Source organism: Blastococcus sp. SYSU DS0541 (genome assembly GCF_054050875.1).
This window is the reverse complement of record NZ_JBJHAD010000023.1, coordinates 41,800-51,018: the sequence shown is the minus strand read 5'-3', so window position 1 is coordinate 51,018 and position 9,219 is coordinate 41,800. Positions and strand designations below refer to the sequence as shown.

Here is a 9,219-nt window from a genome sequence, read left to right as displayed (position 1 = left end):
TCCCCGCCATCAACGCCGGCGCGGCGAACCGCATCGCCTGCCACAACGGAAAGTTCCACGGCATGACCGCCAGCACCACACCCAGGGGCTGGTGCACCACGAACGCCCGCTCCGCCCCCACCGCCGCCGCGTCCTTCGGTACGGGCGCCAGCATCGCCGGGCCGTGCTCGGCATACCAGCGCAACGCCTTCGCGCACTTGCCCACCTCCGCCCGCGCCGAGGCCAGCGTCTTGCCCATCTCGGTCGTCATCAGCTCGGCGACGGCGTCGCTGTCGCCGTCCAGCACATCGGCCGCCGCCGACAGCCACCCCGCCCGCTCCTCCGGCGAGGTCAACCGGTAGCCCGCGAACGCCCGGGCCGCACGAGCCAGCTTCTCCTCCAACGCCTCCTCCCCCAACGGCTCATAGGTCTTCAGCGTCTCGCCGGTCGCCGGGTTGATCGTCGCGATGGCCATGGTGTTCTCCCTCCTGATGCGCCCTCACCTGCCCGGACGGGCCCGCTCGAAACGGGCGGCAGGCGGCCCGACCACCGTCCCCCGGGCCGGCACCACGCGCTCCCGGAACCCCCGGATGCGCCTCCGGACCGGGGTGCGGGCTGACCACCCCGCCGCGCTGGCCTACCGTGGGAGCCCGAGCAGGACGGCCGGCGCGGAGAACTCAGGGGAACAGGTGAACTGGACGGCAGCGGGCGGTGCGGGCCACCCCCCGACGGCGGGCTTCGTCCACGACGCGCTGGTCTACGACTCCCTCGACGACCTCGTCGCCGTGGCCGCCCCCTTCCTGCGGGCGGGGCTGGACGCCGGTGAAGCCGCCGTGGTCGTCGCGTCGGGCCCGGCCACGACCGCGCTGCGGGAGGCGATCGACGACGACGAGCGGCTCGTGGTCCTCGACCGCACCGTGACCTACGGGCCGCGCACACCGGCGGCGATCACCAGCTTCCGCCGGCTGGCCGAGCAGCACCGGGCGGCTGGGGCGTCGCGGGTCCGGGTCCTCGGCGAGGTGGACCACGGCAGGACCCCGCGCGAGTGGCTGGAGTGGCAGCGCTACGACGCGGTCATCAACGAGGCGCTGCGCGGCTGGGACCTCTGGGGCGTCTGCGCGTTCGACACCCGGCGGCTGCCCGCGCCGGTGGTGGCCTCCGCGGCCTGCACGCACCCCCACGTGGTGGGCGCCCAGGGCCGTACGAGCAGCACGGGGTACACCGACCCGGCCGCCTACCTGCGCGGGCTGCCCGTGCCGGAGGAGCCGCTGGAGAGCACCCCGCCGCGGTTCGCCGCCGCCGACGTCGCCGACTTCATCGGCCTGCGGCACGCCGTCGGCGCGGAGCTCGCCGGCCTGGGGGCACCCGCCGACCTCGTCGAGGACTTCCTGCTCGCCGTCGACGAGATGACGTCCAACGCCGTCCGGCACGGGCTGCCCCCGGTCAGCCTGCAGCTGTGGACCGCGCCCGACCGGCTCGTGTGCACCATCGCCGACGGCGGTCCGGGCTGGGACGACCCGTTCGCCGGGTACGGGCCGGCGCACGGGAACGACCTCTCCCGCGGCGGCATGGGCCTGTGGCTGGCCCGCCAGCTGTGCGACCACGTCGACATCTCCGGCGGGGCCCACCACCCGGGCGACGGCGGGGTCCGCGTCCGGCTCACCGCCCTGCTCCCCTGACCCCTCGCAGCGGCGGATTTCCGCCCAGTGGGGACGGCGGCCCCGCCGGGCGGTGGCGGCCCGCGATACTGGGGGCCGCAGCCGGCGACGATGGGAGCAACGTGGTGGATCGGGCGCGTTCGGACCACGGACGGGGAACCGTCCCCGCAGAGCGGGAGGGCTGACGTGGACAAGGTCGTCCGCTCCGCCGAGGAGGCGGTCGCCGACATCACCGCCGGCGCCACGTTGGCCGTGGGTGGCTTCGGGCTGTGCGGTGTGCCGTACGCGTTGATCGACGCGCTGCTGGCCCAGGGTGCTGACCGGCTGACCACGATCTCCAACAACTGCGGCGTCGACGACCAGGCCCTCGGCGTCCTGCTCTACGCGGGCCGGATCCGCAAGACGATCAGCTCGTTCGTCGGCGGCAACAAGGAGCTGGCGCGGCTGTACCTCTCCGGTGAGCTCGAGGTGGAGCTGACCCCGCAGGGCACCCTCGCGGAGCGGCTGCGCGCCGGCGGCAGCGGCATCCCCGCCTTCTACACCCCCACCGGCGTCGGCACGCTCGTCGCCGAGGGCGGCATCCCGATCCGCTACGACGCCGAGGGCACCGTGGTGGAGGTCAGCCGGCCCAAGGAGGTGCGGGAGTTCGACGGCCGCCAGTACGTGCTGGAGACCGCGCTCACCGCCGACTTCGCGCTCGTCCACGCCGCCGTGGGCGACCGGCACGGCAACCTCGTGTTCCACGAGTCGGCGGCGAACTTCAACCCGCTGGCCGGCATGGCGGGCCGGATCACCGTCGCCGAGGTCGAGGAGCTCGTCGAGCCCGGCGAGATCACCCCCGAGCACGTCCACCTGCCCGGCGTCTTCGTCGACCGGGTCGTGGTCGTCGGCGCCGACCGCAAGCCGATCGAGCGGCGCACCACCCGTCCCCGCCCGGCGGGGCCCGACACCGCCGCCCCGGCCGCCGCCGGTGACGAGGCCACCACCGAGGGAGCACGCTGATGGCCCTGACCCGTGAGCAGCTCGCCGCCCGCGTGGCCCTCGAGCTCGAGGACGGCCAGTACGTCAACCTGGGCATCGGCATGCCCACCCTCGTGCCGAACTACGTGCCCGAGGGCGTGCACGTCGTCCTCCACTCGGAGAACGGCGTCCTCGGCGTGGGGCCCTACCCCTTCGAGGGCGAGGAGGACCCCGACCTGATCAACGCCGGCAAGGAGACCGTCACCCTCCTCCCCGGTGCCAGCTTCTTCGACTCGGCGCTCTCCTTCGGCATGATCCGCGGCCAGCACCTGGACGTCGCCGTGCTCGGCGCCATGCAGGTCAACGCCCGCGGCGACCTCGCCAACTGGCTCATCCCCGGCAAGATGGTCAACGGCATGGGCGGGGCGATGGACCTCGTCCACGGCGCCCGGCGCGTGATCATCATGATGGAGCACGTCGCCCGCGACGGGTCGCCCAAGATCGTGCAGGAGTGCACCCTGCCGCTGACCGGCAAGGCCTGCGTCGACCGGATCGTCACCGACCTCGCCGTCATCGAGGTCACCGCCGAGGGGCTGGTCCTGCGCGAGACCGCGCCCGGCGTCACCGTCGACGAGGTGGTCGCCGCCACCGGGGCCCCGCTCACCGTCGCCGACGACGTCCGCGAGATGCCGCTGCCGGCCACCGTCTGACCCGGGGGCGCCGGCCGGCGCCCCCGGGTCAGGGCACCGGTCGCCCGCCGGGCCCGGTCGGGTCCGCAGCGCGGTCCAGGGTGCGCGAGATGCCGCGGGCGGCCGCGCGCACCCCCGGGGTCAGGGTGCGGACGGCGGCCGGCGAGTTGCCGCGGACCACGATCGACAGCGCCGCCACGACCGTCCCGCGCACCTCGATCGGGGCGGCCACGGACACCGCGTCGGTGGTCACCTGCCGGTCGCTCACCGCCACGCCGGCGCGGCGCACCTCGGCGAGGACCCGGCGCAGCTGGCGGGGGTCGGTGACGGTGTGCGAGGTGTACCGGTGCAGCGGGCCGGCCAGCACCCGCTCCTGCACGTCGGCGGGGGCGTGGGCGAGCAGCACGAGCCCGACCCCGGTCGGCGGCAGCGGGAAACGGCCGCCCACCTGGGTGAGGACGGCGACGGCGTCGCGTGCGGCGAACCGCTCGACGAACACGACCTCCACGTCGTCCCGGACGGCCAGCTGCACGTTCTCGTGGGTCACCTCGTACAGGTCTTCCATGAACGGCAGCGCGGCCTCCCGCAGGCCCAGGCCGCGTGGCGCGAGCGCGCCCAGCTCCCAGACGCGCAGGCCCACCCGGTACCGGCCGTCGTCCGCCCGCTCGAGCGCACCCCACGCGCACAGCTCACCCACCAGCCGGTGGGCGGTGGACAACGGCACACCGACGGCCCGGGAGATGTCCGACAGCGTCAGCGCCGGCCGGTCCCGGGAGAACGCGCCGAGGACGGCGAGCAGCTTCCCTCCGGCGGTCCGCGAGCCGGTCAGAGCTCCAGCACCAGCTTCGGGCAGGCCGCCCGGGACACGCAGATGAACATCGTGTCGTTGGCCGCCTGCTCCGCCGGCGTCAGCAGTGAGTCCCGGTGATCCACCGCGCCGGAGAGGACCGCCGTCTCGCAGGTTCCGCACGTTCCCTCCTGACACGAGGAGAGCACGCTGACCCCGGCCTCCTCGACCACCTCGAGGACAGACTTCCCCGGGGGCACGGTGAGCGCCAGCCCGCTGACGGCCAGCTCCACCTCGAAGGCGTCGGTGAGCACTGGTTCGCCGACGTCCTTGGGGGCGAACCGCTCCAGGTGCAGCGACCCTTCGGGCCACTGCCGGCAGCGCTGCTCGACCGCGGCCAGCAGCGGCTCGGGCCCGCAGCAGTAGACCAGGGTCCCGGGCCGCGGCACGGCGAGCAGCGCGTCGAGGTCGATCAGGCCGACCTCGTCCTGCGGGTGCAGGGTGACCCGGGAGCCGGTCGCCTCCTCGAGCGCCTGCAGGAAGGCCATCGACCGCCGGCTGCGGCCGCCGTAGTGGAGCTCCCACTCGGCGCCGGCCGCCTCGGCGGCGTCGACCATGGGCAGGATCGGCGTGATGCCGATGCCGCCGGCGACGAAGACGTACCGCGGGGCCGGTACCAGCGGGAAGTGGTTGCGGGGACCGCGCACCTCGACCTCGGCCCCCTCGACGAGGGCGTCGTGCACGTGGGCGGACCCGCCCCGGCTCTCCGGCTCGCGCAGCACGGCGATCCGCCAGACCGACCGGTCCGCCGCGTCACCGCAGAGCGAGTACTGGCGGGTCAGCCCGCCCGGCAGGCAGAGGTCGACGTGCGCGCCGGCCGACCAGGCCGGCAGGTCGCGCCCGTCGGCGGCGCGGAGGTCGAGGACCACGACGCCTTCCGCGCCCGTCGTCCGCCGGTCGACGCGCAGCCGCAGCTCGACCTCGTCGTGGGTGCTGTGCACCGGGAGCAGCTCCTTCTCGCTAGGCCAGGACGGGGATGCGGGTCCGCTCCCGGGCCCGCAGGACCGCCGGGTCGGTGACCACGTGCGCGGGCGGGGGCGGCAGGTCGACGGGCGGTTCCGGGATGTCCGGCCCCCCGGCGGGGTGGTCGGGATGGGCGAGCAGCCACTCCCACATCCGCACCGGGTCCTCGGCCTCGCTCTCCGCGCCGCAGTGGCACCGCCCGCGCAGGCGGTCGGAGCCTGGCAGCCAGTTCACCCGCAGCACCCGCTCGCCCTCGAGGACGTGCCGAGGCGGCGGGAGGGACATGCCGGGGGTCACCGGCCGGCCGCGGCGGGGGCCGGGGCGGCGGCGGGGCCGTCGGCCTCCGCGGCCAGCCGGGCGATGAGGCGCCGGGCGGCCAGCCCGCCGGTGTCGATGTTGATCGAGAGCTCCTGGTAGCCGTCGGCCTCGCCGGTCAGCACCTGCTCGAGCACGTCGAGGGCGACGACGTCCTGCAGGACGACGGTCCGGTTGTTCTCGGCGAGGAAGTCAGACACACCCTGGTCGTCGAGGGCGAAGTCGCGGGCGACGGCCCAGAAGTCGTGCGTCGAGTGCTCCGTCTCCGGCGTGATCGCATAGACCACCTCGACGTGGAAGGCGTCGGGATCGGTCCCGTCGTCGTTCGGCAGGACGCCGACCGGCGCGATCCGGCTGTGCAGCTTGTACAGGCAGGGCGGGGTGAACTCGATGTCCTGCCAGCGGGTGATCCGCCCCTCGATGCCGGTGCTCTTCGCGTAGAACGGCGGGCAGGCGGCGTCGGCCATGTGCCGGCTGACGTAGACGATGCCGGCCTCGTCGTCGACCTCGGTGGTGATCGGCGTCTCGGCCACCTCGGGGGTGCCGATGTATCCGCCGTGCAGGTAGGTCTCGTGGGAGAGGTCCATGAGGTTGTCCACCAGCAGGCTGGCCCGGGCGGCGAGCGGCTCCATCCCGGACACCGTCGTCCAGCCCTCCATGTCCAGCCACGGCGCGCGCGGGATCCGGGTGGTCTCCGCCCGGTCCGGGTCGCCGATGAAGACCCAGACGAAGCTGTCCTGCTCGACCACGGGGTAGCTCTTCAGCCGCGCGGTGCGCGGCACCCGGGTCTGGCCGGGGACGGCGACGCAGACGCCGTCCGCCCCGTAGGTGAAGCCGTGGTAGCCGCACACCACCGTGTCGCCCACCAGGTGGCTGGGCTGCTGCGAGAGCGGGAACCGGCGGTGCACGCAGCGGTCGCTCATCGCGGTGACCTCGCCGGCCTCGGTCCGCCAGAACAGGATCGACTCGCCGCAGATCGTCCGGCTGAACAGCGCTCTCCCGACCTCGCGCCCGTAGGCGGCCACGTACCACTGGTTCCGAACGATCGACGTCATGCGTCCTGCTCCTCCTCGATCCGGCGTGGTCCGAGCGTGACCGCCGTCACCCGTCGCCCGACAGCACTCTTCCGCCACGTGGAAGGCTCGTCCCGCCGGAGTTGCCGACGGGCCCGCGACGCCCGCATCACCCCTCCGGGAGCAACCCGTCCAGGTCGGCGTCGTCCTCGAGGAGGCCGTCCTCGACCATCAGCTCCCCCAGCTGCTCGAGCTGATCCCGCCGCAGGTCGGTGCCGAACTCCTCCAGGCGCACCTGCTCGGCGACCTCCGGCGGCAGCTGCGGCAGCACCTCGGAGATCTGGTCCTTGACGGCGTCGGGGTTCTCCTCGGCGAACTCGAGGGTCTCCTCGATCGCGGCGGTGAAGTCCTCGACGAGCTGGGGGTCGGACTCGACGAGCTCGCCGGAGGTGAAGAACAGCTGGGTCGGGTGGCCCTGCACCGACTCCGCGCTCGAGTAGGTGGCGACGACGTTGCCGCCGGCCTGCAGGCTGCTCAGGAACGGCTCGGGCACCCACACCGCGTCGACGTTGCCGCCCTCCAGGGCGGCGGGCATGTCCGGGAAGGGCAGCTCGACGAACTCCACCGCGTCGGGATCACCGCCGTCCTGGCGCACCGCCTCGCGGATGGTCAGCCCGCCCATCCCGCTGAGCGTGTTCACCGCGACGGTCCTCCCCTCGAGGTCGGCGGCGGACTCGATGCCCGACCCGGCGGCGGCCACCACACCGTTGACGTCGGCGTCCCCCTCGGACAGGGCGGAGGTCCAGTGGGCGATCACGCGGACGTCCAGACCCTGCCCCCGCGCCTGGAGCAGCGAGACCGGGTTGCTCGTCGCGAAGTCGATCTGACCGCCCATGACCGCAGGCAGCAGGGCCGCACCGCCCTGACCGGTCTCGACGGTGACCTCGATCCCGCGGTCGGCGAAGAAGCCCTCCTCGATGCCGGCGTAGAGCGCGGCGGTGGGGAGGATCGGCAGCATCCCGACGGTGACCTGTCGGGGTCCACCACCGTCGGCGGCGGCACCGGCCGACGGCGAGGCGTCCGAGTCGTCCCCGCCGCAGGCGGCGAGCACGAGCGTCGAGGCGAGGAGGGTGGGGATCCAGCGGCGCATGATGGCGGCTCCCGGGATTCGGTGAGGTCGTCAACGATTGACAGACGGCATGATGCACGTCACAGCGACGCCTGGCCAGTCCCTTCCGCCGGGCGGCAGCCGGCCGCCCGGCCGGCGGCGGGTCAGCCGACGGCGCCACCGCTGCCGGTGCGCACCAGGCGACCAAGGAGATCCCGCAGCAGGTACTGCTCGGTGGCCGTCAGATCGGCCAGCTGGACGGCCACCGCGGCATCGACGTCCACGACGGCGGCTGCGCGCAGCTCGCGACCGGCGGCGGTGCCGACCACCAGCTTGGTCCGCCGGTCGGTGCCCGACGGCCGCCGCTCGACCAGGCCGGACTCCGCCAGCTCGTCCACGAGCAGGACCACCTGGCTGGGATCGAGGCCCAGGACGCCGGCCAGGTCGCGCTGCGACATCCCGTCGTCGGAGGCGCAGGCGAGCAGCAGGACCGAGTACGAGCGGACCCGGAGGCCGTAGGACGCCAGGGCGGTGTTGCTGGCCCGCACGAACAGCCCGCTGGCGCGGGACAGCAGGAAGCCGACGTCGTCGATCAGCGCGCCTGTGGTGGTGTGGGCGTCCATGTCTCCTCCATCGTTGACATCCTCCACGATATCCGCCTAGCGTCGCGCACCAGCTGACCGTCCCCCGATCAAGGGAGTCCCGTGGACCTGTCCGGCAAGGTAGCCATCGTCACCGGAAGCGGACGGGGTCTCGGGCTGGCCTACGCCACCGAGCTCGCCCGCGCCGGTGCCGCGGTCGTCGTCAACGACGTCGACGCCGCCGTCGCCGAGGCCGCGGTCAGGACCATCACCGACGCCGGGGGCACGGCCGTGGCCGAGGTGGTGCCCGTGGGCACCAGCGAGGCCGCGCAGGCGCTGGTCGACCGGGCGGTGTCGGCGTTCGGCCGGCTCGACGTCCTGGTCAACAACGCCGGCATCCTGCGGGACAGCACGCTCTGGAAGATGAGCGACGAGGACTTCGACGCGGTCATCGGCACCCACCTCCGCGGGACCTTCACCTGCACCCGGGCCGCGGCCATCCGGATGCGCGAGCAGGGTGAGGGCGGCCGGATCGTCTGCGTCGGCTCCCCCACCGGCCAGGTCGGCAACTTCGGGCAGACCAACTACGCCGCGGCCAAGGCCGGGATCGTCGGCATGGTGCGGACCTGGGCCATGGAACTGGCCCGCGCGGAGATCACCGTCAACGCGATCGTCCCGGTGGCCATCACGGCGATGACCGAGACAGCGCCCTTCCTCGAGCCCTACATCGACGCGATGCGGACCGGCGGGCCCCTGGCCGAGTACGGCCGCCGCGAGCTCAGCCTCGGGCCGCCGGAGGACGCCGCGGGGGTGGTCGCCTTCCTCGCCTCCGACGCGGCGGCCGGCATCACCGGCCAGGTGGTCGGCATCGGCGGCGACCGGCTGGCGCTGTGGAGCCACCCGCGCGAGGTCGTGGTGGAGTTCGCCGACGGCACCGGCTGGTCGGCCGACGCCGTCGCCGGCGTGTGGCCCGGGGCGTTCGCAGGATCCCAGCAGAGGGTCGGCCAGGAGTTCCCGGAGCCCCCGACGAAGGCGACGGCGGAGTGAGCATCGCAGGGAGCGCCAGCGCCCGAGGAGCGGAGCGACCCGGAGCCGAGCCGATGAGC

At 74.1% G+C, this 9,219-nt stretch carries 10 protein-coding genes and 1 pseudogene; 4 read left to right on the top strand and 7 right to left on the bottom strand.

Annotated features, from left to right (window positions below):
* Window positions 1-454, bottom strand: a 454-nt coding sequence (locus tag ACI794_RS19310) for an aldehyde dehydrogenase family protein (RefSeq protein ID WP_456617129.1), incomplete at its 3' end; no start/stop codon positions are given.
* Between the two features lie 214 nt (window positions 455-668).
* On the opposite strand from ACI794_RS19310, the gene ACI794_RS19305 reads away from it, so the two are divergent.
* From ACI794_RS19305 to ACI794_RS19295, 3 genes are all read left to right on the top strand, one after another.
* The gene (locus tag ACI794_RS19305; RefSeq protein ID WP_456617128.1) at window positions 669-1,658 is read left to right on the top strand and encodes an anti-sigma factor RsbA family regulatory protein; all 990 of its coding nucleotides are present in this window, start codon (window positions 669-671) and stop codon (window positions 1,656-1,658) included.
* Window positions 1,659-1,823: 165 nt separating this feature from the next.
* Complete coding sequence (locus tag ACI794_RS19300) at window positions 1,824-2,639, top strand: CoA transferase subunit A (RefSeq protein WP_456603892.1); 816 nt, start codon at window positions 1,824-1,826, stop codon at window positions 2,637-2,639.
* Window positions 2,639-3,307, top strand: coding sequence for a CoA transferase subunit B (locus tag ACI794_RS19295; RefSeq protein WP_456603891.1), 669 nt, complete (start codon window positions 2,639-2,641; stop codon window positions 3,305-3,307). Before ACI794_RS19300 ends, ACI794_RS19295 begins: the two co-directional genes overlap by 1 nt.
* Window positions 3,308-3,335: 28 nt before the next feature.
* Here ACI794_RS19295 and ACI794_RS19290 read toward each other — a convergent pair whose 3' ends face one another.
* The 6 genes and pseudogenes from ACI794_RS19290 to ACI794_RS19265 all read right to left on the bottom strand — a co-directional run bounded on the left by ACI794_RS19290 (window position 3,336) and on the right by ACI794_RS19265 (window position 8,155).
* A complete protein-coding gene (locus ACI794_RS19290; RefSeq protein WP_456617130.1) occupies window positions 3,336-4,085 on the bottom strand; it encodes an IclR family transcriptional regulator in 750 nt (249 codons plus the stop codon).
* 26 nt (window positions 4,086-4,111) lie between these two features.
* Window positions 4,112-5,056: pseudogene (locus ACI794_RS19285) on the bottom strand (PDR/VanB family oxidoreductase); the annotation flags it as partial.
* Window positions 5,057-5,093: 37 nt separating this feature from the next.
* Entirely contained in the window at window positions 5,094-5,381 is a 288-nt protein-coding gene (locus ACI794_RS19280; protein ID WP_456603890.1) for a hypothetical protein, read from the bottom strand.
* Window positions 5,382-5,389: 8 nt separating this feature from the next.
* A complete protein-coding gene (locus tag ACI794_RS19275; protein WP_456617127.1) occupies window positions 5,390-6,466 on the bottom strand; it encodes a Rieske 2Fe-2S domain-containing protein in 1,077 nt (358 codons plus the stop codon).
* A 127-nt stretch (window positions 6,467-6,593) separates the two neighbouring features.
* Window positions 6,594-7,574, bottom strand: coding sequence for an ABC transporter substrate-binding protein (locus tag ACI794_RS19270; protein ID WP_456617126.1), 981 nt, complete (start codon window positions 7,572-7,574; stop codon window positions 6,594-6,596).
* A gap of 122 nt (window positions 7,575-7,696) precedes the next feature.
* Window positions 7,697-8,155 (bottom strand): MarR family winged helix-turn-helix transcriptional regulator, encoded by a 459-nt coding sequence (locus ACI794_RS19265; RefSeq protein WP_456617125.1) that lies wholly within the window; start codon window positions 8,153-8,155, stop codon window positions 7,697-7,699.
* An 81-nt stretch (window positions 8,156-8,236) separates the two neighbouring features.
* Here ACI794_RS19265 and ACI794_RS19260 point away from each other — a divergent pair, with 81 nt between their 5' ends.
* Window positions 8,237-9,160: an SDR family oxidoreductase gene (locus ACI794_RS19260; protein ID WP_456617124.1), complete on the top strand. Its 924-nt coding sequence runs from the start codon at window positions 8,237-8,239 to the stop codon at window positions 9,158-9,160.
* Window positions 9,161-9,219 lie beyond the last annotated feature (59 nt).

What these genes read in the sequence shown, in the direction of transcription:
- ACI794_RS19265 (WP_456617125.1), bottom strand. Translation starts at nt 8,155, where the DNA reads ATGGACGCCCACACCACCACAGGCGCGCTGATCGACGACGTCGGCTTC.
- ACI794_RS19280 (WP_456603890.1), bottom strand. Translation starts at nt 5,381, where the DNA reads ATGTCCCTCCCGCCGCCTCGGCACGTCCTCGAGGGCGAGCGGGTGCTG.
- ACI794_RS19275 (WP_456617127.1), bottom strand. Translation starts at nt 6,466, where the DNA reads ATGACGTCGATCGTTCGGAACCAGTGGTACGTGGCCGCCTACGGGCGC.
- ACI794_RS19295 (WP_456603891.1), top strand. Translation starts at nt 2,639, where the DNA reads ATGGCCCTGACCCGTGAGCAGCTCGCCGCCCGCGTGGCCCTCGAGCTC.
- ACI794_RS19270 (WP_456617126.1), bottom strand. Translation starts at nt 7,574, where the DNA reads ATGCGCCGCTGGATCCCCACCCTCCTCGCCTCGACGCTCGTGCTCGCC.